We start from the raw sequence: 21,250 nt of genomic DNA on the forward strand, positions 1-21,250 counted from the left end.
ACACCGTGAAATACAATGGTAGTATTTTGTATCAACCAAACTTACTTGTCGCTTTCTTGCAATTGCCATAAGACACCCAGCTCGTTTTTACACTGATTTAAACTTAGCCTTCAATTTTGAAAAGAGCAAAATTTAAGATGGGTGTCATGTTAATTTTCGAAAAGAGCAAAATTTAAGATGGGTGTCATGTTAATTTTCGAAAAGAGCAAAATTTAAGATGGGTGTCATGTTAATTTGGCTTCTAACGCCCAAATAAGGGGCTAATTATTGCTGGCTAAAATAACGAACGAAGTGAGGCAGCCAGCTGTAATTAGTCCCACTTCATTTTCTTGTTATGTTTAAATTTAAGATAACCTAATAATTATTTGAGCAACCCACTTATCAAGGTGTTTACTAGGTACGAAAGATAAAAATATACCAATAAGAGGGAGTAGTCCGCTAAATATGGCTGCAAATATTTTAGAACTCTCATCTTTAGTTGGTACACCATTTATTTCAATTACCGCATTTGGATCTAATGCTGCTTGAACAAAAAAGAAAACTAATATACTTCCGATGAGTATTAGAACTCCCCCTGCAAGTCGACTTAAACCAACAACGATATCGACTTTTTTCTTTAATTCGACGTCCATACTATCCTTTAAACATAACTTTTAAATAAGGGGCGCAGGCATGTGGGGCATAATGGCGAAGCCGCCCCACGTGTATGCGTCCCAGCCTGCGCAGCAGGCGGCTTAATTTTTTTGTTATACATTTACTTTGTACTTTAAATCGACCGCCTCGTCGCCTGTAACTCCTCTAAAACCCCACTGATATTTTTCTTGCTCTTTGATGGTGATTTCTACGTCGATTGGCTCAATACCAATGGCGGACTCTATTTCTTTGAAAAGCGTTTTAATAAGTTGCTTTTGCGTATCCGGCTTGCGACCTTTCATCAAATTGATTTCGATTACCGTATAAGCATCGCTTCTGCCTCCAGGATAATAAAAGTCTTCTTTTTCTAGAGGTACAAATCTATGTGCACGTTTGTCTTCGGGCATACCAAGAACTGATTGCATGCAATGATGTATGACATCTGAAAGTGCAGCTTTGATGGGATTGAGGTGTTGGTTTATTCCGTATATTACAACCACTGATGTTTCCTTGTGTATAACGCCCCAAGCAGGGGCAAGTACATGCAGGCTAAAATAAGGAACGAAGTGACGGGAGCCTGCATGTAATTGTCCCGCTGACTTGGTTTGTTAGGTATACATTACTCACCGTACTCTGATAAGTACAGCTTGATACCTAGGCGACCCATTATAGACATTGCCTCTGGTGACAATATTGCCCCGCCGCCACATGCATTCTCTCTTATAGTAAAACCAAGATCTGCTATGTACTTTGCTGGTACTAGATTGAGCGGATTTTTGAGCAGCCAGGATTCTAGAGCTTCTATTTGAGAAGGTAATTCCCAATCACCTTCTGCAAGGTGAGCTAATTTTTCACCTGAACCATCTACTTTGACATAAATTGGCAACGAATTTTCCTTGTATACCTAACAACTTTATCAGAGGACACTTTCCTCTTTTTATGAGTAATATATGTCCTCTTAATTACTTTTAATATTAATAACAAATCCTGTAACACATTGCCAGCTTTAAACTTTAAGTCAGGCTGTTCTTTTTTTAAAATGAAGAAAAGAGGAAAACGTCCTCATTTCTTGACTTAGGAGGGAAAACACTAATACTGTATATAAATACAGGTAAATAGGGTTTGAAATGAAAACTAAGTCCCCTTTCCTTAATAGTATTATCGACTATATGTATAGCCATCATTATGCTAAAAAATCTATTGAAACTTATGTCTTTTGGATTACTGCCTATATCCATTTTCATAATAAGCGACACCCTACCAGTATGGGCAATAATGAAGTAGAAGTATTTTTAAATCACTTAACAGTTACTAAAAAAGTGGCAGCGAGAACACAAGCAACTGCTTTAAATGCACTTGCTTTTTTATATAAACATATTATCAAGAATGAGCTTTCATTAGATTTAAATTTCATCAAAAGTAACCGTCAACAGAAACTTCCTGTCGTACTTACACAAACTGAGGTATCGCTATTTTTTAGAAATATAAATAAGCGACATTATTTGACAGCACCCCTGCTATATGGAAGTGGTTTACGGCTGATGCAAGCAGTAAAAATAAGAGTTCATGATATTGAATTCGACTATAAAAACATACGCATTTGGAGCGGCAAGGGTAATAAAAATCGTATTGTGACACTTGCTGAAGAATTAATACCAATGCTAAGAAATCAAATAATTCAGGTTGATGAATATTTACAGTTAGATTAAAAAAATGATGCGTACGCCGGTGTATGGATGCCTCATCGACTTAGTAAAAAATACCCAAGCGCTAATAAGTCATTACAATGGCAGTTTCTGTTCCCATCACATAAATTAAGTACAGACCCTGAAACAGGAGAAATAAGACGTCATCACTTAGATCGTTCAGGGGTAAGAAAGGCAGTTAAACTGTCTTCAACAAAAGCTGAAATTAATAAACACGTTACCCCACATACTTTGCGCCACTCTTTCGCTACGCATTTGCTGCAAAGCGGCGCTGATATCCGCACAGTACAAACACAGTTAGGTCACAGTGATGTACGTACTACACAGATTTATACGCATGTTTTACAACAAGGTGCTAACGGGGTTGTTAGCCCTTTTTCAAGATTATAAATAGCTCAGTAACAAGGCAAAAAGTTAGTTATATAGTTTTTCTACATGAGAAGTTTTTAACGCAGTTAATGAGTTATTTAGAGCGCTAAAATGGTCAACGTTTTAATTCAGCGGGTATCCTACCCATGTACTACAACAAGGTGCTAACGGGGTTGTTAGCCCTTTTTCAAGATTATAAACCTCCCCTATTCAAAACAAAAAAGCACAGCCAAAAGCGCCATGCTTTTTAAATTCAAGCGTAAAAAACTTACTTTACAAACGAATACCGCCGTCTATTTCAACCACGCGACCGGTAAAAAAGTCGTTTTCGATTATGTATTGTGCAGTATGGGAAATTTCGTTGCTTTCGCCCAAACGCCCTACGGGTGTTACTGCAAGCATACGCTGTTTGGCTTCGGGTTTCATGGCGTCTGTCATCGCGGTGCTTATTACGCCTGGTGCAATAGCCCCTACGCGTATACCAAAACGGCCAAGCTCTTTAGCCCATGTGGTGGTAAGTGCTACTACGCCAGCTTTTGATGCTGCGTAGTTTGTTTGGCCTATGTTACCTGCGCGCGCTACGCTTGACATATTCACAATTACACCGCCTTTGCCTGATTCAATCATGTGGCTTGCAGCTTCTCGCCCTGCTAAAAATACGCCAGTAAGGTTTACATCAATCACCGATTGAAATTGCTCAAGGGACATTTTTTTTACCACTTTGCCGTCTTTAGCTTTTATAAACATGCCGTCGCGTAAAATACCGGCGTTATTTATAAGCACACCAATGTGGCCAAAATCGCCATTAATGGTATTAAATACATTTTCTACTTCGCTCTCTGCGGTTACGTTTGCAGCGTAGCCTTTAATAGTGCCAGATACACCGTCAAGCTGTTTTAGTTGCTCGCATGCTTTGTTTAATAACTCTTGCGCCATATCTATAAGTGCAATGTTAGCACCCATAAGGGCAAATTTTTGCGCCATTGCAAAACCTAAGCCTTGTGCGCTACCAGTTATTACTACCGTGTTATTTTTAATTTCCACGCCTTGCTCCTACTTAGAAAACAGTTTAAAAATGGCACTAAAATCATCACTGCCTGCACCTTGGTGCTGAAGCATAGTGTATAAATTTTTAGCCATTGACCCCATTGGGGTTGATGAATTACTTTGCTGCGCGGCTTCCATGGCAAGGCCTAAATCTTTAGCCATTAAATCGACCATAAAGCCTGGTTTGTAATCGTTACTTGCAGGGGCTGTATCCATTACACCTGGGCACGGGTTGTAAAGTTCAAGCGTCCAGTTACGGCCAGAACTTGCGGTCATTATGTCGCTAAGTACTTTAGGATCGAGGCCGTTATTTATACCCATTTGTAGTGCTTCGCTGGTGCCTGCCATTAAAATGCTAAGTAGCATGTTGTTACATATTTTTGCAACTTGCCCTGCGCCAATATCACCTGCATGGAATATGTTTTTACCCATATCATTAAGCACAGGTTGTGCGGTATTAAACGCGGCTTTACTCCCCCCTACAATAAACGTAAGCGTGCCAGCCGCTGCGCCTGCAACGCCGCCCGATACCGGTGCATCTACAAAGCTAATACCCTGCTCGCCAAGTGCGCTGCCAACCACACGGGCCGACTCTGCATCTATTGTTGAGCAATCTATCACTAAGGTGTTTTTACCCAGCACATTAATTAAGCCGCTATCGTCGTTATTGCCTAAATAAAGCGATTTAACATGTTTGCCTGCGGGTAACATACTAATGAGTATATCGGCATTGCTTGCACATGCTTTTGCATTATCAGCTGCGTGTGCACCTTTGTTTGCAAGTTCATTTAAGACCGACTGGTTTAAATCGAATGCCGTAACAGTGTGACCGGCTTTAATTAAGTTAGCCGCCATAGGGCCGCCCATATTACCTAAGCCGATAAAACCAATATTGAGTTTAGTCATCGTCTTTCCTTTATGTGTGTGATGGCGTGTGTAAGCCATTGAGTGGGTGATTTTCGCTAAAACGGTTAGCAAAGAAGCTATCTATTATTGTTTGTGGTACATCACTCAGTGTTTTGTATTGCCAATTAGGTGCGCCGTCTTTATCTATTAATAGTGCTCTTACGCCTTCTTGAAATTCACCTACTTCGCCAGCGCGTATCGACATACACAGCTCCATTTTAAAACACGTTAATAAGCTTTGGCCTTTACTGGCTTTTAATTGCTCACTAACCAGTGCACAACTTAGTGGGCAGCCATGCTTGAGTGACTTTTGGGCGCGTTGCAGCCATTTGTCGTCAATAGTTAGGCCTAAAATATAATCAACTTGTTCTTGTAGCGTATTAAATTCAGCTAATTTTTGAATGGTTGCTAAGTTAGCTTTAATATTACCTTTGGGCATTCGCGCAGATTGGTTATCTAAATCGGTTAATAACTTTGTTAAACGCTCATGATTTAAACTTGGAGTTTTGCCCCACTTAGCAGCTAAAATTTGCGCTAGCATGGCATCGTACTTTGTGCTGTCGATAAAGTGATCGGCAAGCGATACAAAGCGTGCATCTTCACAATTAATAGAAGCCGACGTTAGCCCTAAAAATAGCCCCACACCTTGTGGCATTTTATGTAAAAAGTAACTGCCGCCTACATCTGGGTATAAGCCTATGGTTTGCTCTGGCATGGCAATGCGCGATGTTTCGGTTACTACGCGGTGACTAGCACCTGCCATTAGGCCTAAACCGCCACCCATTACTATGCCGTTACCCCACACTAGAATTGGTTTATCAAAGGTATGAATAAGGTAATCAAGTTTGTACTCAAGGGTAAAAAACTCTTCAACTAGGCTTGTTGGCTTACCTTGCGCCATTGCATGATGCAGGCTTACTACATCGCCACCGGCGCAAAAGGCTTTATCGCCTGCGCCTTTTAAAATAACCATTGCAATTGCATCATCGTCTTGCCAAGCGCGCAGCTGCGGCTCGAGTAATTTGATCATGTCAAAATTGAGGGCGTTTAATGCTTTAGGTACGTTGAGTGTAATAAGCCCAATTAAGCTGCCGTTTTCTGCGATTGCCGTTTCAAATAGCACGGGGTCGTCGGCATTATTTAATAACGTTAAATTACTCATTAGCCATTTACCCAATTAGCGCGGCGTTTTTCTAAAAAGGCATTTACACCTTCTTGTTGATCTTGTGTATCAAACAAACCAACAAACAATTCACGCTCAAGTGGCAATACACTGGCCATAGATTGATGGCGGCCTTTTTGTATAAGTGTTTTACACGCAGAAACTGAGCTTGGGCTTTGTTCGCTTACCTGGTTGGCAAGTTTTAACGCCGCTGCAAAGCTTTCGCCTTGGGGTACAACTTCTTCTACTAAGCCAATTTGTAGGGCTTTATCGGCTTTTAGGCGCTCGCCACATAAAATCATGCGTTTTGCCCAGCCTTCACCTACAAGCCATGCTAAATTTTGTGTCCCGCCTGCGCATGGTAATAAGCCCACTTTTGCCTCTGGCAATGCCATTTGTGCTTGCTCTTCTGCTATGCGTATATCACATGCAAGCGCCACTTCTAGCCCGCCGCCCATGGCATAACCATTTATTGCTGCAACCGATACCCCTGTAAAATTAGTCAATGCTTCAAAGGCTTCACCAAACACACGCGACATATCAGCAGCAGCGCCTTTATCGCCACTAGCAAATACGTTTAAATCGGCACCGGCGCTAAAAAACTTTTCGCCTTCGCCAGTTAGCACTAAAGCATAGATATTTTTGTTGTTATTAAGCTCGTTAACTTTGTTTTTTAAATCTATTAAGGTGTCTTTTGTCCAGGTATTAGCTGGCGGGTTAGACATAGTTAAAATTGCAACATGCCCTTGGGTTGTTAATTCAATACACGGCTTTGATTGTGACATAACTTGCTCCTTATAAAACGTCGCTTGCAGATTCAGCTAAAATACGGCGCGCTATAATTACGCGCATAATTTCGTTTGTGCCCTCTAAAATTTGATGAACGCGCACATCACGTACATGGCGCTCAAGCGGGTATTCTTTTATGTAACCATAACCACCATGTACTTGCAGTGCCTCGTTACACACGGTAAAGCCAACATCCGTCGCAAAACGTTTAGCCATGGCGCAGTAGGTGGTTTTTTCACTATCGCCGGTATCAAGTTTAAATGCCGCAAGCCTAACCATTTGCCGTGCAGCGACAAGCTCGGTATTCATATCTGCAATCTTAAACTGCAAAGCCTGAAACGCAGCCAGTGGCTTACCAAATTGAGTGCGCTCTTGTAAGTACTCTTTTGCTGTATTAAGTGCAGCTTGTGCAGTACCAATTGAGCACGTTGCAATATTAATGCGCCCGCCATCTAAACCTTGCATTGCAAATTTAAAGCCTTCGCCTTCTTTACCTAATAAGTTATGTGCCGGTATACGCACATTTTCAAAACTAATTAAGCGTGTTGGTTGTGCGTTCCAACCCATTTTTTCTTCTGCTTTGCCGTACTCAACACCTTGTGCATCGGCCGGTACTACAAATGCCGAAATACCCGCAGCGCCTTCGCCACCGGTGCGCGCCATGACCACTAATACTTCGGTTTCGCCCGCGCCCGATATAAACATTTTTGAGCCGTTAATAACGTACTCATCACCCTCAAGTACGGCTTTTGTTTTTAGTGATGCCGCATCTGAGCCCGAGCCAGGCTCTGTTAAACAATAAGAAGCAAGTAGCTCGCCCATTACTAGTTTTTCTACGTATGTGTCTTTAACTGCGTCGGTACCAAAACTTGCCACCATCCAGGTCGCCATATTATGAATAGTTAACATGGCCGTTGTTGCAGTACAGCCCATAGCAAGCTGCTCAAATATAATGCTTGAATCTAAACGTGATAAACCAAGGCCGCCGGCTTCCTCTGGCGTGTATAATCCGCAAAAACCAAGCTCGCCTGCGGCTTTAATCGTCTCTTTAGGAAAAATATGCTCGCGATCCCACTTTGCTGCATGTGGGGCAAGTTCTGATTCGGCAAATTGGCGTGCAGTTTCTGCAAAGGCGTGTTGATCTTCTGATAAGTTAAAGTCCATGTTAGACCTCTTTAATTGTGTGTTGTTAGTGTGCCCTATTGGGATAGGTGTGAAGAGCGGCAAAGGCTTATGTGTGTGTTCTAGTTGCTTGTCAGCGAGTTTAGCCTTTGCGCTCTTCTTTATTATTATTTTTGAGTGTGTTTATTTTAAATTAATGCTCATGTTTGGACCCGAAGCGATGTCGTCTTCAAACCAACGTGAGGTAATGGTTTTAGTTTCTGTGTAAAAACGTATACCTTGCTTACCATAAGTGTGCGTATCGCCATAAAACGAGCCTTTCCAACCTGTAAACGAGAAAAACGGCAGCGGAACCGGGATAGGCACATTAATACCCACTTGGCCTACTTCAATTTCGTGTTGAAATTTACGCGCCGCAGCACCACTTGAGGTAAATAGTGATGTACCGTTTCCGTATGGGCTTTCGTTAATAAGGGCAATTGCCTCTTCTAGCGTATCTACAAACATACAGGCAAGCACAGGACCAAAGATTTCTTCTTTGTATAAATCCATTTCTTTTGTTACATCGGTAAATAAGGTTGGGCCAACCCAGTTACCTTGCTCAAAGCCCTCTACTGTGAAGTTTGACCCGTCAATTAAACAAGTAGCGCCTTGCTCTTTACCGCTTGCAATAAGCGATAAAATACGCGCTTTTGCAGCTTTTGATGTTTGTGGGCCGTAGGCAGCGTCTTTGTCATCCCATACGCCTGGGCGTACGTTTTCAAAGCCTGCTTTTATTTCATCTACCCACTCACTTGCTTGGCCTACAAACACAGCAACCGAAATACCCATGCAGCGCTGGCCTGCGGCACCAACCGATGCACCAACCAGGTTATTAACTACGTGCGATTTGCTCGCATCTGGCATAATAACCATGTGGTTTTTAGCACCCACACACGCTTGTACGCGCTTAAGGTTTTGCGTGCCTTTAGAATAAATATACGCACCTACGCCACACGAACCCACAAACGAAATTGCACGTACGGCTTTATCTTCTAGTAGGCGGTCTACTTGTGGTTTTGTACCGTGAACAATTTGTAATACGCCTTTTGGTGCGCCGGCTTCTATAAATAGTTCAGCTAAACGCATGGGAGTGAGCGGGTCTTGCTCAGAGGGTTTTAAAATAAAGGTGTTACCACACACAATAGCTAGCGGAAACATCCAAAGTGGGATCATCGCCGGAAAGTTAAATGGCGTAATGCCTGCACATACGCCTAGGGGCTGCATGTAAGAATAGGTATCTATTTTACGGGCAACGTTTTCCATTGTTTCGCCCATCATTAATGACGGTGCGTTAGCTGCTTGTTCTACTACTTCAATACCGCGCCATACATCGCCTTTTGCATCTTCAAACGTTTTACCTAGTTCGTGGCAAATAATGGTTGCCAGCTCATCGTGGTGCTCTTTTAATAGCGCTGCGTATTTCATCATAATGCGGGCACGCTCGGTAATGGGCACGTCTTTCCACGTTTTAAACGTTTCTGAGGCCGAGGCAATGGCTGCATCCATTTCTGAGTCGGTAGTGCATGGAACTTGTGCAAGCACTTCTTGGTTTGCTGGGTTAATTACATCAATAAGCTCGTTTGAAGCCGATTGAACAAATTCGCCATTTATAAGTAGTGGAACTTGGTGCATGGATAAATCCTGTTGTTAGTGTGTTCTTTTAAAAAAATGGCACCGTTTTGTTATTAGTATGAGTACGGTGCATTTTAGTTGCTGTTATTTAATTAACTACTTTGTTAGTAAGCCTCTACAGCCATGGCTACGGCTTCGCCGCCACCAATACATAAAGACGCAATTCCTTTTTTAAGGCCACGGTTTTTAAGTGCGTGAATAAGCGTGACTAAAATTCGCGCACCGCTGGCACCAATTGGGTGTCCAAGTGCACACGCGCCACCATTTACGTTTACTTTGCTCTCATCAAGCTTTAACTCGTTAATAGCAAGCATAGTTACCATGGCAAAGGCTTCGTTAATTTCCCAAAGGTCAACATCAGCAGTAGTCCAACCTGCTTTTTCAAGCACGTTGTTCATAGCGCCTACAGGTGCTAGTGTAAATTCGCTTGGTTTTTGAGAGTGCGTACTGTGCGCTACAATTTTACAAAGCGGTGTTAAGCCTTGCGCTTTTGCTTTTGATTCGCTCATTAATATAAGCGCTGCGCCACCATCAGAAATTGACGATGAATTAGCCGCAGTAATGGTGCCGTCTTTTTTAAAGGCCGCACGAAGGCTTGGTATTTTTTCAGGGCGTGCATTACCCGGCTGCTCGTCAACAGAAACAGTAACATCGCCCTTACGGGTTTTTATGGTGTGCGGGGCAATTTCGTTCTCAAAGCTTCCATTTTCAATTGCAGTATTAGCCTTACTTAACGAGCCCAGTGCAAAAGCATCCATTTGCTCACGGCCAATGCCATATTCATCGGCGGTATCTTGTGCAAAACAGCCCATTGCTTTGTTATCGTAGGCATCTTCTAGGCCGTCGCTCATCATGTGATCTTTAATTTCACCGTGACCCATACGCATGCCGCCACGCGCTTTAGGGATAAAATACGGTGCGTTACTCATGCTTTCCATACCGCCTGCAATAGCGCAGTTTATAGAGCCTGCTTTTATTAAATCGTTTGCAAGCATGGCGGCTTTTAAACCAGAGCCACACACTTTATTTATGGTTGTAGCACCCGTGCCCAGAGCAAGGCCTGCTTTTAACATGGCTTGGCGAGCTGGCGCTTGGCCAAGGCCCGCTGGCAATACACAGCCCATAATTACTTCATCTATTGCATCATTAGCTAAACCAGTTTGTGCAAGGGCACTTGCAATGGCAGTAGCGCCAAGCTCGGTAGATTGTGCATCGGTTAATGCGCCCATAAAGCCACCCATTGGCGTACGCTTTGCAGCTACAATTACCACTGATTCTAAAGTCATAATTAACTCCGTTGTATTTTTATGCAAATAGTTGTTAGAATATTTGCTCTATTAATTTGGTATTCATTTATTATTTAATACCCATACACAATACTAACGTTTACGCTAACGTCAACTAAAAACAGCTTATTTTTTAGTTTTAAAAGTGTAAGGTTTATTTTCCAATAGCGAAGATAAGTTACAAGAAAAAAAATAACCGATTGAATACTAATAACTTAATTTAACATTTCACCCTATCACTCCATTATAAACTGTTTCATAACATATCGAGCTTTACCTTTACGTAAACTTCACTTATATTGGAGTTATTCGAATGAGGTAAACACAACTATGAAACCAGATAATCAAACAAACTTTGCAAGCTCTGCTAAAGCACCAAGCAGTAACGATCAAACTTTTAGCATTAGTGATTTAGCTAAAGAGTTTGACATTACTACCCGCTCGATTCGTTTTTACGAAGACCAAGGTTTAATTACCCCCGAGCGCAATGGCCAAACCCGTATTTATTCAAAACGCGACAAAGTTCGCTTAAAACTTATTTTACGTGGCAAACGCCTAGGTTTTACGCTGGCCGAAACAGGCCGTTTGTTTGAACTGTACGACGCTGACAAATCAAGCGCTAAACAGCTGGTTACTATGCTCGATTTAATTGCAGAAAAAAAAGCTGACCTTTCTCAGCAAATGGACGACATAAAAGTTGTGCTTATGGAATTAGTTACAGCGGAGCGTCGCTGTAGAGACACGCTTAATAAAATAGACGAGTAGCCTATTTTAAAAATAAAAACACACTGATAACACACAAACAGGAATGAATCATGAGCACTATTTCACTTTATAAAGAGATGAACTTTGGCCTAGGCGAAACCGCCGATATGATCCGCGATCACGTCAATAGCTTTGCGAGCCAAGAAATAGCACCGCTTGCAGAACAAACCGATATGGAAAACGCGTTTCCTAATCAGCTTTGGCCACAAATGGGCGAAATGGGTGTACTGGGCATGACCGTTCCTGAAGAATTTGGCGGAGCTGGCTTAGGGTATTTAGAGCATGTAATCGCCATGGAAGAAATTAGCCGTGCGAGTGCTTCAATTGGCTTAAGCTATGGTGCACATTCTAACTTGTGTGTAAACCAAATTAACCGTAACGGTAACCAAGCACAAAAAGAAAAATACCTACCTAAACTGATCAGCGGCGAACACATTGGTGCCCTTGCCATGAGTGAACCTAATGCAGGCTCTGACGTGGTGTCGATGAAACTAAAAGCCGAGAAAAAAGGCGATAAGTACATTTTAAATGGCAATAAAATGTGGATCACCAACGGCCCCGACGCACACACGTTTGTTATTTACGCAAAAACAGATTTAGAAGCCGGCGCTAAAGGCATCACCGCATTTATTGTAGAAAAAGGGTTTGCTGGTTTTTCTACTGCGCAAAAGCTCGACAAGCTAGGTATGCGTGGCTCAAACACCTGTGAACTGGTGTTTGAAAACTGCGAAGTACCCGAAGAAAACATTTTAGGTAACCTAAACGAAGGCGTTAAGGTACTTATGAGCGGCCTTGATTACGAACGTGTAGTACTTGCTGCAGGTCCGCTTGGTATTATGCAAGCCTGTATGGATATAGTTGTACCTTATATTCATGAGCGTAAGCAGTTTGACACCCCTATTGGCCAATTTCAGTTAATTCAAGGCAAAGTAGCTGACATGTATACGCAAATGAACGCAGCACGCTCATACGTTTATACCGTTGCAAAAGCCTGCGACCGCGGCGAAACCACCCGTAAAGATGCCGCCGGCGCTATTTTATACGCTGCTGAACTTGCCACTAAAATGGCACTTGATGCCATTCAAATATTAGGTGGTAACGGCTACATAAATGAATACGCTACCGGTCGCTTACTCCGTGATGCCAAGTTATACGAAATTGGCGCAGGTACATCAGAAATACGCCGTATGCTTATTGGTCGCGAACTATTCACTGAAAGCCGCTAAGGATTAAATTATGACGATATTAAAATCGAGCGTTAATCCTCACGATCCTATTTTTGTACAAAATCATAAAAACATGGCGGCTTTAGTTGACGATTTACACAGTAAAGTTGCAACAATTAGTTTAGGCGGTGGAGCTGCACTCAAAGAGCGCCACGAAGGCCGAGGTAAATTATTTGTACGCGACCGCATCAGCACTTTATTAGATGAAGGCTCACCGTTTTTAGAAATCTCGCAATTTGCAGCCTATGGTGTGTACGAGCAAGAAATTGCCTGTGCAGGTGTAGTTGCCGGTATTGGCCGTGTTAAAGGGATTGAATGCATGATCATTGCAAACGATGCCACAGTAAAAGGCGGTACGTATTTTCCGCTAACTGTTAAAAAACACTTACGCGCACAAGATATAGCCGAGCGCTGCCACTTACCCTGTATTTACTTGGTAGACTCTGGCGGTGCTAACCTGCCTGAGCAAGACGATGTATTTCCCGATAAATTACATTTTGGCCGAATTTTTTACAACCAAGCCAGAATGTCGGGTAAAGGCATTCCTCAAATTGCTGTGGTAATGGGTTTATGTACTGCTGGTGGTGCCTACGTACCCGCTATGGCTGATGAAAGCATAATTGTAAAAGAGCAAGGCACAATATTTTTAGCCGGCCCGCCGCTTGTAAAAGCTGCCACAGGTGAAGTTGTCAGCGCCGAAGAATTAGGCGGCGCAGATGTGCACTGTAAAACATCAGGGGTGGCCGATCACTATGCAGAAAATGACGAGCACGCGCTTTCTATCGCTCGCCAATGTATTGAGCGTATTAATTATACGCGCCCTACAGCCCCTCTTTTAGAGGATGTTAAACCACCAAGGTACGATATAAACGAGCTTTACGGCATTGTAGGTACCGATCTTAAAAAACCATTTGATGTGCGTGAAGTTATTGCCCGTACGGTTGATGATTCATCGTTTGATGAATTTAAACGCTACTTTGGTGAAACACTAGTAACGGGCTTTGCCAGTATTTATGGTAACCCTGTAGGCATAGTGGCTAATAACGGCATTTTATTTAGTGAGTCGGCGCAAAAAGGCGCGCATTTTATTCAACTATGTGCACAGCGCAATATTCCTTTAGTGTTTTTACAAAATATTACCGGCTTTATGGTAGGTAAAAAATACGAATCCGAAGGCATAGCAAAACACGGCGCTAAAATGGTGATGGCAGTATCGTGCGCCGATGTACCTAAATTTACAGTATTAATTGGTGGCTCTTACGGCGCAGGTAACTACGGTATGTGTGGCCGTGCATTTGAACCTACCATGATGTGGATGTGGCCTAATGCCCGTATTTCTGTAATGGGTGGCGAGCAAGCCGCCGGTGTAATGGCACAAGTAAAGCAAGACGGCTTAGCGCGCAAAGGTCATAGCATGAGCGAGCAAGAAGTTAACGATTTTAAAAAGCCAATTATTGACCAATACGAAGAGCAAGGCCACCCGTATTATGCAAGCGCGCGCTTGTGGGACGACGGCATTATTGACCCTGCAGATACCCGTAATGTATTAGGCCTTGCTTTAAGTGCAGCTAAAAATGCACCACAGCAAGACTCTAAGTTTGGCGTATTTAGAATGTAACCGGAGCGCAAAATGTCAGTAACACTACAAATAACAAAATCTAATGTGGCTGTACTTGTTTTAAGCCGAGTTGAAAAGCGTAATGCTTTTAACAGTGAAGTAATACATGAGCTAATTCAGTGCATAGAGCATGCAAATACGCTCGATATTCGCGCTTTGGTTTTAAAAACTGAGGGTAAACATTTTTCAGCAGGCGCCGACTTAGCCTGGATGAAATCTATGGCTGATAACAATTACGCCGATAACCTTGCTGATTCAATGCAGCTTGCTAAATTAATGCAGGTATTAGCGACCTCTCCTCACCCTACTGTATGTGCTGTGCAAGGCGCGGCATTTGGTGGCGCGCTGGGCTTAATTGCCTGTTGCGATATTACTCTGAGTAAAGACGATGCCCAATTTTGCTTAAGCGAAGTAAAACTAGGCCTTATTCCTGCGGTAATTAGTCCGTATGTAATTAAAGCCATTGGTGAGCGCGCGGCACGGCGCTACTTTTTAACTGCCGAGGTGTTTGATGCCCACACAGCAAAGCAACTTGGTTTGGTTCATCAGGTTACCGGTAATTTAGACTGTGCGCTTGATAACCTTCTGCAAACATTAATCGACAATGGCCCTGTCGCTGTAAAAGCCGCTAAATCGTTGATTAATGATGTAGCAAATAAGCCTATTAATGATGAACTTATTGAGCTTACGGCCGAACGTATTGCAAACATTCGGGTATCTGACGAAGGCCAAGAAGGACTCAGTGCCTTTTTTGATAAACGCCCTCCCGCTTGGCAACTGTAGGATTAACTATGAACACACACACATTAAAAAAGATACTCATTGCCAACCGCGGTGAAATTGCGTGCCGAATAATGCGCACAGCAAAACAGATGGGCCTAATAACGGTGGCCGTTTATTCTGATGCCGATAAACACGCACAACATGTAAAAATGGCGGATGAGGCCTACCATGTTGGCCCAGCGCCAAGCAAAGATTCATACCTTGTAACAGATAAAATTATACATATTGCGAAAACAAGCGGGGCCGATTGTATCCACCCTGGCTATGGTTTTTTATCTGAAAACAGCGAGTTTGCTAAAGCCTGTGAAGCCAACAATATTGCGTTTATTGGCCCATTGGCTAGCAGCATAGAAGCCATGGGTTCTAAAACTCGCGCTAAAGAAATTATGGCCGCTGCCAATGTACCATTAGTGCCAGGTTACTATGGTGATAATCAAGACCCTACTTTTTTACAATCTGAGGCTGAAAAAATTGGCTACCCCGTGCTAATTAAAGCGGCCTTTGGCGGCGGCGGTAAAGGTATGCGTGTTGTTGAGCAAGCTAAAGATTTTATAAGTGCACTAGAAGGCGCACAGCGTGAAGCAATAGCTGGTTTTGGTAACGACTTAGTACTGCTTGAGCGCTATGTTAACCAGCCTCGCCACGTAGAAGTACAGGTATTTGCCGATAACCACGGTAACTGTGTGTATTTAGGGGATCGTGATTGCTCATTACAGCGCCGTCATCAAAAAGTTATTGAAGAAGCCCCAGCGCCTGGTTTAAGTGATGCACTGCGCAAAGAAATGGGCGAAGCTGCAGTACGCTGTGCCCTTGCAATAAACTACCGCGGTGCAGGTACGGTTGAGTTTTTACTGTGTGGCGATGAGTTCTTTTTTATGGAAATGAACACGCGTCTGCAAGTAGAGCACCCAGTAACAGAAATGGTCACCGGCGTAGATTTAGTTAATTGGCAAATTAATATTGCCGCTGGGCAAACTCTGCCGTTAACGCAATCTGACATACAACTACAAGGTCACAGCTTTGAAGCGCGAATTTACGCAGAAGATCCAAGTAACGAGTTTATTCCTTGCTCTGGCGTAATCGAATCATTAAATACACCGCTTAACAACGAGTTTGTACGTATAGATACTGGCATTGCACAAGGTGATGAAATAAGCCCGTATTACGACCCGATGATTGCAAAACTTATTGTGCATGATGATGATCGCGAGCAAGCATTAGGGCGTTTACGCCAAGCACTTGAGCAATTTCACTTAGCGGGTTTTAGCACGAACATTGGCTTTTTACATAATTTAGCAAGCCACCCTAGGTTCGCTGAAGGTGCGCCAAGTACTCACTTTATTGCCGAGCAAGGCGATGCATTGGTAAGTGTTGATAGCGCCGCGCTTGAAAAAGCACAACTCATTGCAGCTTTTGCCTACCTTGAAACGCTTAGCGCTAAAAACGAAGCTGTTCAAAGTGCAAGCCCGTGGCAGCAATTAAGTGGTTTTACGCTTAACGCCCCACAAAAAGTAGATGTTCCATTTAAAGACTTAACCATCAGTGGTGTTAAAACTAAAACGGGTTATGTTGTAACGCATAATGAAAAGTCGTTCGATATAGCAGGCTCTGTAAACCAAAACGTATGTAATGTGTTTATTGATGGGGAAAAATTTACCGCCCATGTTAGCCACTTTGATAGCAGTATTAGCGTGATGTTTGCTTCGCTACAAATTAAGCTTGCTTTAAACACTAAACATTACATTAGTAGCCATGAAAACGACGCCCTGCCCCTTGCGGCGCCACTTAATGGTACTGTGGTTAAGCATTTAGTTGATGTAGGCAGCACCATCACCAAAGGCGATGCTGTAGTGATTATTGAAGCCATGAAAATGGAATATACACTCAATGCACCGCACGATGGTATTTTACAAAGCTACTGCTTTGATGAAGGTGAATTAGTTTCGCACGGCGCTTTATTAGCAATTGTAGAAGACACCACGGCGCAGGAGGCATCGTAATGGCGGCCTTCCCCAGCGAAGTTAAAATTGTTGAAGTAGGTGCGCGTGATGGCCTACAAAACGAAAAATCGGTTACTGCATCTGATAAAATTTCATTAATAAATGCACTTAGTGATGCTGGCTTAAAAAATATCGAAGCCGGCGCCTTTGTATCGCCTAAGTGGGTGCCACAAATGGCCGATTCAGCCGAAGTAATAACGGCGCTTAATTTACCCAATGCAAATTTAAGTGCGCTTACACCCAACTTAAAAGGTGCCCAAGCGGCCCATGCCGTTGGCATAAAAGAATTTGCCATATTTACCGCCGCAAGCGAATCGTTTTGCCAAAAAAATATAAATTGCAGTATTGAACAAAGTATTGAGCGCTTTAGCGAGGTTATGGCCTTTGCAAAAGCCAATAACATACGTGTACGCGGTTATGTGAGTTGCGTGCTCGGTTGCCCTTATGAGGGGGAAATAGACCCGCATAAAGTACTTAGCGTTTCGCAAAAGCTTTTAGATTTAGGCTGCTACGAAATAAGCCTTGGCGATACCATAGGTGTTGGCACTGCAAACAAAGTTACTACGCTTTTAACACTTTTACTTGATCATATTGAAAAATCGAAACTGGCGGTGCATTTTCATGACACGTACGGGCAAGCGCTCACAAATATTTACGCAGCGTTAAGCTTAGGTATAGCAACGGTTGATGCAGCTGTTGCTGGCCTTGGCGGCTGCCCTTATGCCAAGGGCGCGTCAGGAAATGTTGCCACCGAAGATGTGGTTTACTTACTCAACGGGCTTGGCATCGAGCATGGAATTGATTTACAAAGGTTAAGTAGCGCTGGTTGGAAAATTACGCAAGCACTTGGCAAAACGCCTGTAAGCAAAGTTTCAATTGCATTAGGCAACACACAAAAATAATAGCTTAACTCGCCAATTGGCAGTTAATACAATGAGGAGAGACTCATGGCCGGTTTTGATAAAGTGGTTTCTAGTTACGAAGCTGCGATGGCAGGTTTAAAAGATGGCGATACTATAATTGCTGGCGGTTTTGGCTTATGTGGTATCCCAGAGGGCTTAATTAAACAAATTAAGCAAATGAATACCAAAGAGCTAACCGTGGTTTCTAACAATTGCGGTGTGGATGACTTTGGATTAGGAATTTTACTAAAAGATAAACAAATTAAAAAAGTAATCGCCTCATATGTAGGTGAAAATGCCTTGTTTGAGCAGCAATTATTAAATGGTGAAATAGATGTAGAGCTTACCCCGCAAGGTACACTTGCAGAAAAAATGCGCGCCGGTGGTGCCGGTATCCCTGCATTTTATACTGCAACAGGTTACGGTACGCCTGTTGCTGAGGGTAAAGATGTTAAAGAGTTTAACGGCCGCCCTTATATTTTAGAAGAGTCCATCACGGGTGAATTTGCTATTGTAAAAGCATGGAAAGCAGACCGATATGGTAATTTAGTATTTAGGCACACTGCCATGAACTTTAACCCTATGGCGGCAACAGCAGGTAAAATTACCGTTGCTGAAGTAGAAGAAATTGTAGAGCCAGGCGAACTAGAACCAAGTCAAATTCATACCCCTGGTATTTTTGTAAACCGCGTTATTAAAGGTAACTTTGAAAAACGCATTGAACGTGTAACAACACGAGATTAAGCAGGAGCAGACGTTATGGCATTATCACGTGAACAAGTTGCAATGCGTGTTGCACAAGAACTACAAGACGGTTACTACGTTAATTTAGGCATAGGAATTCCGACACTCGTCGCAAACTTTGTACCAGAAGGTATAGAAGTTATGTTACAGTCCGAAAATGGGCTTTTAGGGATGGGACCATATCCCACTGAAGCCGAACTAGACGCCGATATGATAAACGCGGGTAAAGAAACCGTGACAGCTGCAACAGGCGCAGCCATATTTAATAGTGCAGATAGTTTTGCCATGATACGGGGTGGTCATGTAGACTTAACAGTTCTGGGTGCATTTGAAGTTGACCAAAGTGGCAACATTGCGTCGTGGATGATCCCAAAAAAGCTAATTAAAGGTATGGGCGGCGCAATGGATTTAGTTGCAGGCGCAAAGAATATTATTGTTACTATGACCCATGCCAGTAAACATGGTGAGTCAAAACTGCTTGAGAAATGCGCTTTACCGCTAACAGGCGTTAACTGCGTAAAAAAAATAGTAACGGATTTAGCCGTACTTGAAGTTAAAGACGGCGCTTTTCATTTACTTGAGCGCGCACCAGGCGTATCGGTAGATGAAATTATTAGTAAAACAGCAGGTAAATTACTTGTTGACGGTGAAGTGCCAGAAATGGTTTTTTAACGCTTCACCATGTACCGACCTCATTCCCAGTGCCAATGGCGCTGAGTTACCCAAAATCCCTCGCTAGAGGGATTTTTTTTGCCCGCTTTAAATTTTTTTCACTTTTAATACAGTTGTAGTAAATATTATCTATAATACAAATAACTTTAAATGTAAGCGCTTAAATTTTTTGCACTAATTTGTAGATAGTCTGCACCTTTTTTGTGAACTAGCGCTATATTTAAAATTAAACTATTGATATTATTAATTTAAATTATTGGTTCGATTATTGCCTAATAAAGGCGTCTTTAATTAATTAAACGATTTTTGGAAAACATGCAAACTCCTATTCGAGGCCTCCGCTCTTTTTGCTTTGCAGCAAAAAGCTTAAGTTTTAAACATGCAGCTAAAGAGCTGTACCTTACCCCCTCTGCGGTAAGCCATCAGATTAAACAGCTTGAAGAACAGCTTGGTATAGAGCTTTTTCAGCGACAAACTCGTTCCATTAGCTTAACCGCTGCAGGTAAAAACTTTTTTGATGCTATTTCACCCATTATTTATACACTTGAGAACACCATCAACGAATTTAGTCAGTTACAGCAAAATACTAATATAACCATTACGCTGCCTGAGTTTTTTGCCAGTGAACTACTCATGCCTAAGCTTAGTGAGTGGACCTCAGAGCATCCAAATATAAACCTGCAAATGGATACGCTTAAAACCCGTAAAGAGCTAACCCGACACAGCGATTTATCGATTGTTTTATCATCTAGTAAGCCTACAGAAGGCCTGACAACAGAGTTATTTAATCTTGAATATATCCCTGCGTGTAACGAAGCACTGTTAAAACAGTGGAAAGACGATCATTGCCAAGCATTAAATCAAGTCCCCCTAATTCTGCATAAAGCAAGACCATGGGCATGGCACCAATGGGCTGAAAAAGCGGGCATAGATGACTTTTCTCCTACACAAATTATCCAAATTGATAGTATGTTTGGGGTCGCTCGCGCTGCCCAGCAAGGTATAGGTATTTCACTTATACCGCTACCTATCAGCCAAAGCTGGTTTGATGAAAAATGGCTTTATAAATTGTTTCAGCAGCCCCTTACAACTAAAGATAAATACTACTTAGTGCAGCACGAAGCTAATACGCCCAACCCAGCACTGGATTTATTTGCTAAGTGGGTGGTATCTACATTTAGCAACATTCAAGGTTAGTGTTGAAATAATATACGCCATGGTATTTTTGTTTGGTTACTCCCCTACTTTTAGTGTGCAGCACTTAGCATGTCCTAAGGCTGCACATAGTAAACTGTAGTTCTTCATTATTTTTTACGCTTACCCATAGCGTTTAATCATTTATTATTAATTATATTTTTTTATTTAAACTCTTACTTTTTACTGCAAGCGAGTCATTGAAAATTAACTTATTAAAAATCAATAATATAGAGAGGAGGCTTAGACTAAAGTCTATAGCTTAATTTTTTTCACTTATTGGTTTTATTTTTATCGTTTGTCTGACAAATACGATTATTTTAAAGTTAACCCATCAAAAGCAAACAGCTAAACATGTTTACTAATTAGATAGTATTTACTGTTTTGCACCAAATAAATGCAACCTTTTTAGATGTGATAGCTCTAATAAGGTAAGAAAAGAATCTTATATTGTGTGTGTAAGATGTTGTCAGTGTGAAAAAGCAGTTCAAGTTAGGTGGTGACTTGGTTTGAACTGTTTTTTATTCCAGCAGCACGCAGCAATAACTAAATTAGCTACTGAGTAGCAAACCGAATCTTATATTGTGTGTGTAAGATGTTGTCAGTGTGAAAAGGCAGTTCAAGTTAGGTGGTGACTTGGTTTGAACTGTTT

General features: G+C 42.2%; 19 protein-coding genes and 2 pseudogenes. 10 read left to right on the plus strand and 11 right to left on the minus strand.

Annotated elements, in window-relative coordinates:
* From AN391_RS20420 to AN391_RS14275, 4 genes and pseudogenes are all read right to left on the minus strand, one after another.
* A pseudogene (locus AN391_RS20420) lies at positions 1–69 on the minus strand (Mobile element protein); the annotation flags it as partial.
* A 275-nt stretch (positions 70–344) separates the two neighbouring features.
* Positions 345–632 (minus strand): hypothetical protein, encoded by a 288-nt coding sequence (locus AN391_RS14265; protein WP_055016019.1) that lies wholly within the window; start codon positions 630–632, stop codon positions 345–347.
* Between the two features lie 114 nt (positions 633–746).
* Positions 747–1,058, minus strand: coding sequence for a tautomerase family protein (locus AN391_RS14270; protein ID WP_235576490.1), 312 nt, complete (start codon positions 1,056–1,058; stop codon positions 747–749).
* A gap of 194 nt (positions 1,059–1,252) precedes the next feature.
* Positions 1,253–1,519 carry a hypothetical protein gene (locus AN391_RS14275; protein WP_055016021.1) on the minus strand — a complete coding sequence of 89 codons (267 nt, stop codon included), beginning with the start codon at positions 1,517–1,519 and terminating at the stop codon, positions 1,253–1,255.
* Between the two features lie 241 nt (positions 1,520–1,760).
* Here AN391_RS14275 and AN391_RS14280 point away from each other — a divergent pair.
* Positions 1,761–2,729 (plus strand): annotated as a pseudogene (locus tag AN391_RS14280) (integron integrase).
* 252 nt (positions 2,730–2,981) lie between these two features.
* On the opposite strand, the gene AN391_RS14285 reads toward AN391_RS14280, so the two are convergent.
* The 7 genes from AN391_RS14285 to AN391_RS14315 all read right to left on the minus strand — a co-directional run bounded on the left by AN391_RS14285 (position 2,982) and on the right by AN391_RS14315 (position 10,694).
* Positions 2,982–3,752, minus strand: coding sequence for an SDR family oxidoreductase (locus tag AN391_RS14285; protein WP_055016022.1), 771 nt, complete (start codon positions 3,750–3,752; stop codon positions 2,982–2,984).
* A 9-nt stretch (positions 3,753–3,761) separates the two neighbouring features.
* Positions 3,762–4,661, minus strand: a complete 900-nt coding sequence (gene mmsB, locus AN391_RS14290) for a 3-hydroxyisobutyrate dehydrogenase (RefSeq protein WP_055016023.1) — start codon at positions 4,659–4,661, stop codon at positions 3,762–3,764.
* 10 nt (positions 4,662–4,671) lie between these two features.
* Positions 4,672–5,823 (minus strand): enoyl-CoA hydratase/isomerase family protein, encoded by a 1,152-nt coding sequence (locus AN391_RS14295; RefSeq protein ID WP_055016024.1) that lies wholly within the window; start codon positions 5,821–5,823, stop codon positions 4,672–4,674.
* Positions 5,823–6,608 (minus strand): enoyl-CoA hydratase, encoded by a 786-nt coding sequence (locus tag AN391_RS14300; RefSeq protein ID WP_055016025.1) that lies wholly within the window; start codon positions 6,606–6,608, stop codon positions 5,823–5,825. Before AN391_RS14300 ends, AN391_RS14295 begins: the two co-directional genes overlap by 1 nt.
* Before the next feature lie 10 nt (positions 6,609–6,618).
* Positions 6,619–7,776 carry an acyl-CoA dehydrogenase family protein gene (locus AN391_RS14305; RefSeq protein ID WP_055016026.1) on the minus strand — a complete coding sequence of 386 codons (1,158 nt, stop codon included), beginning with the start codon at positions 7,774–7,776 and terminating at the stop codon, positions 6,619–6,621.
* Positions 7,777–7,917: 141 nt separating this feature from the next.
* The gene (locus AN391_RS14310) at positions 7,918–9,408 is read right to left on the minus strand and encodes a CoA-acylating methylmalonate-semialdehyde dehydrogenase (RefSeq protein WP_055016027.1); all 1,491 of its coding nucleotides are present in this window, start codon (positions 9,406–9,408) and stop codon (positions 7,918–7,920) included.
* Between the two features lie 104 nt (positions 9,409–9,512).
* Complete coding sequence (locus AN391_RS14315) at positions 9,513–10,694, minus strand: acetyl-CoA C-acyltransferase (protein WP_055016028.1); 1,182 nt, start codon at positions 10,692–10,694, stop codon at positions 9,513–9,515.
* A gap of 330 nt (positions 10,695–11,024) precedes the next feature.
* Between AN391_RS14315 and AN391_RS14320 the strand changes: the two genes are divergently transcribed.
* From AN391_RS14320 to AN391_RS14360, 9 genes are all read left to right on the plus strand, one after another.
* Complete coding sequence (locus AN391_RS14320) at positions 11,025–11,459, plus strand: MerR family DNA-binding transcriptional regulator (protein ID WP_055016029.1); 435 nt, start codon at positions 11,025–11,027, stop codon at positions 11,457–11,459.
* 50 nt (positions 11,460–11,509) lie between these two features.
* Positions 11,510–12,685: an isovaleryl-CoA dehydrogenase gene (locus tag AN391_RS14325; protein WP_055016030.1), complete on the plus strand. Its 1,176-nt coding sequence runs from the start codon at positions 11,510–11,512 to the stop codon at positions 12,683–12,685.
* Between the two features lie 10 nt (positions 12,686–12,695).
* Entirely contained in the window at positions 12,696–14,303 is a 1,608-nt protein-coding gene (locus tag AN391_RS14330; protein ID WP_055016031.1) for a carboxyl transferase domain-containing protein, read from the plus strand.
* A 12-nt stretch (positions 14,304–14,315) separates the two neighbouring features.
* Positions 14,316–15,086 carry an enoyl-CoA hydratase/isomerase family protein gene (locus AN391_RS14335; protein ID WP_055016032.1) on the plus strand — a complete coding sequence of 257 codons (771 nt, stop codon included), beginning with the start codon at positions 14,316–14,318 and terminating at the stop codon, positions 15,084–15,086.
* 8 nt (positions 15,087–15,094) lie between these two features.
* Positions 15,095–17,086 carry an acetyl/propionyl/methylcrotonyl-CoA carboxylase subunit alpha gene (locus AN391_RS14340; protein WP_055016033.1) on the plus strand — a complete coding sequence of 664 codons (1,992 nt, stop codon included), beginning with the start codon at positions 15,095–15,097 and terminating at the stop codon, positions 17,084–17,086.
* Positions 17,086–17,988 (plus strand): hydroxymethylglutaryl-CoA lyase, encoded by a 903-nt coding sequence (locus tag AN391_RS14345; protein WP_055016034.1) that lies wholly within the window; start codon positions 17,086–17,088, stop codon positions 17,986–17,988. The genes AN391_RS14340 and AN391_RS14345 overlap by 1 nt, the downstream gene beginning before the upstream one ends.
* 45 nt (positions 17,989–18,033) lie before the next feature.
* Positions 18,034–18,732 carry a CoA transferase subunit A gene (locus AN391_RS14350; protein WP_055016035.1) on the plus strand — a complete coding sequence of 233 codons (699 nt, stop codon included), beginning with the start codon at positions 18,034–18,036 and terminating at the stop codon, positions 18,730–18,732.
* Between the two features lie 15 nt (positions 18,733–18,747).
* Positions 18,748–19,404 (plus strand): CoA transferase subunit B, encoded by a 657-nt coding sequence (locus AN391_RS14355; RefSeq protein WP_055016036.1) that lies wholly within the window; start codon positions 18,748–18,750, stop codon positions 19,402–19,404.
* Positions 19,405–19,719: 315 nt separating this feature from the next.
* On the plus strand, positions 19,720–20,601 hold the full coding sequence (locus tag AN391_RS14360; RefSeq protein ID WP_055016037.1) for a LysR family transcriptional regulator: 882 nt from the start codon (positions 19,720–19,722) through the stop codon (positions 20,599–20,601).
* Positions 20,602–21,250 lie beyond the last annotated feature (649 nt).

The sequence above is a fragment of the Pseudoalteromonas sp. P1-13-1a genome, assembly GCF_001401875.1.
GTDB lineage: Bacteria > Pseudomonadota > Gammaproteobacteria > Enterobacterales > Alteromonadaceae > Pseudoalteromonas.

What these genes read in the sequence shown, in the direction of transcription:
- AN391_RS14265 (WP_055016019.1), bottom strand. Translation starts at nt 632, where the DNA reads ATGGACGTCGAATTAAAGAAAAAAGTCGATATCGTTGTTGGTTTAAGT.
- AN391_RS14270 (WP_235576490.1), bottom strand. Translation starts at nt 1,058, where the DNA reads ATGCAATCAGTTCTTGGTATGCCCGAAGACAAACGTGCACATAGATTT.
- mmsB (WP_055016023.1), bottom strand. Translation starts at nt 4,661, where the DNA reads ATGACTAAACTCAATATTGGTTTTATCGGCTTAGGTAATATGGGCGGC.
- AN391_RS14295 (WP_055016024.1), bottom strand. Translation starts at nt 5,823, where the DNA reads ATGAGTAATTTAACGTTATTAAATAATGCCGACGACCCCGTGCTATTT.
- AN391_RS14300 (WP_055016025.1), bottom strand. Translation starts at nt 6,608, where the DNA reads ATGTCACAATCAAAGCCGTGTATTGAATTAACAACCCAAGGGCATGTT.
- AN391_RS14305 (WP_055016026.1), bottom strand. Translation starts at nt 7,776, where the DNA reads ATGGACTTTAACTTATCAGAAGATCAACACGCCTTTGCAGAAACTGCA.
- AN391_RS14310 (WP_055016027.1), bottom strand. Translation starts at nt 9,408, where the DNA reads ATGCACCAAGTTCCACTACTTATAAATGGCGAATTTGTTCAATCGGCT.
- AN391_RS14315 (WP_055016028.1), bottom strand. Translation starts at nt 10,694, where the DNA reads ATGACTTTAGAATCAGTGGTAATTGTAGCTGCAAAGCGTACGCCAATG.
- AN391_RS14320 (WP_055016029.1), top strand. Translation starts at nt 11,025, where the DNA reads ATGAAACCAGATAATCAAACAAACTTTGCAAGCTCTGCTAAAGCACCA.
- AN391_RS14325 (WP_055016030.1), top strand. Translation starts at nt 11,510, where the DNA reads ATGAGCACTATTTCACTTTATAAAGAGATGAACTTTGGCCTAGGCGAA.
- AN391_RS14330 (WP_055016031.1), top strand. Translation starts at nt 12,696, where the DNA reads ATGACGATATTAAAATCGAGCGTTAATCCTCACGATCCTATTTTTGTA.
- AN391_RS14335 (WP_055016032.1), top strand. Translation starts at nt 14,316, where the DNA reads ATGTCAGTAACACTACAAATAACAAAATCTAATGTGGCTGTACTTGTT.
- AN391_RS14340 (WP_055016033.1), top strand. Translation starts at nt 15,095, where the DNA reads ATGAACACACACACATTAAAAAAGATACTCATTGCCAACCGCGGTGAA.
- AN391_RS14345 (WP_055016034.1), top strand. Translation starts at nt 17,086, where the DNA reads ATGGCGGCCTTCCCCAGCGAAGTTAAAATTGTTGAAGTAGGTGCGCGT.
- AN391_RS14350 (WP_055016035.1), top strand. Translation starts at nt 18,034, where the DNA reads ATGGCCGGTTTTGATAAAGTGGTTTCTAGTTACGAAGCTGCGATGGCA.
- AN391_RS14355 (WP_055016036.1), top strand. Translation starts at nt 18,748, where the DNA reads ATGGCATTATCACGTGAACAAGTTGCAATGCGTGTTGCACAAGAACTA.
- AN391_RS14360 (WP_055016037.1), top strand. Translation starts at nt 19,720, where the DNA reads ATGCAAACTCCTATTCGAGGCCTCCGCTCTTTTTGCTTTGCAGCAAAA.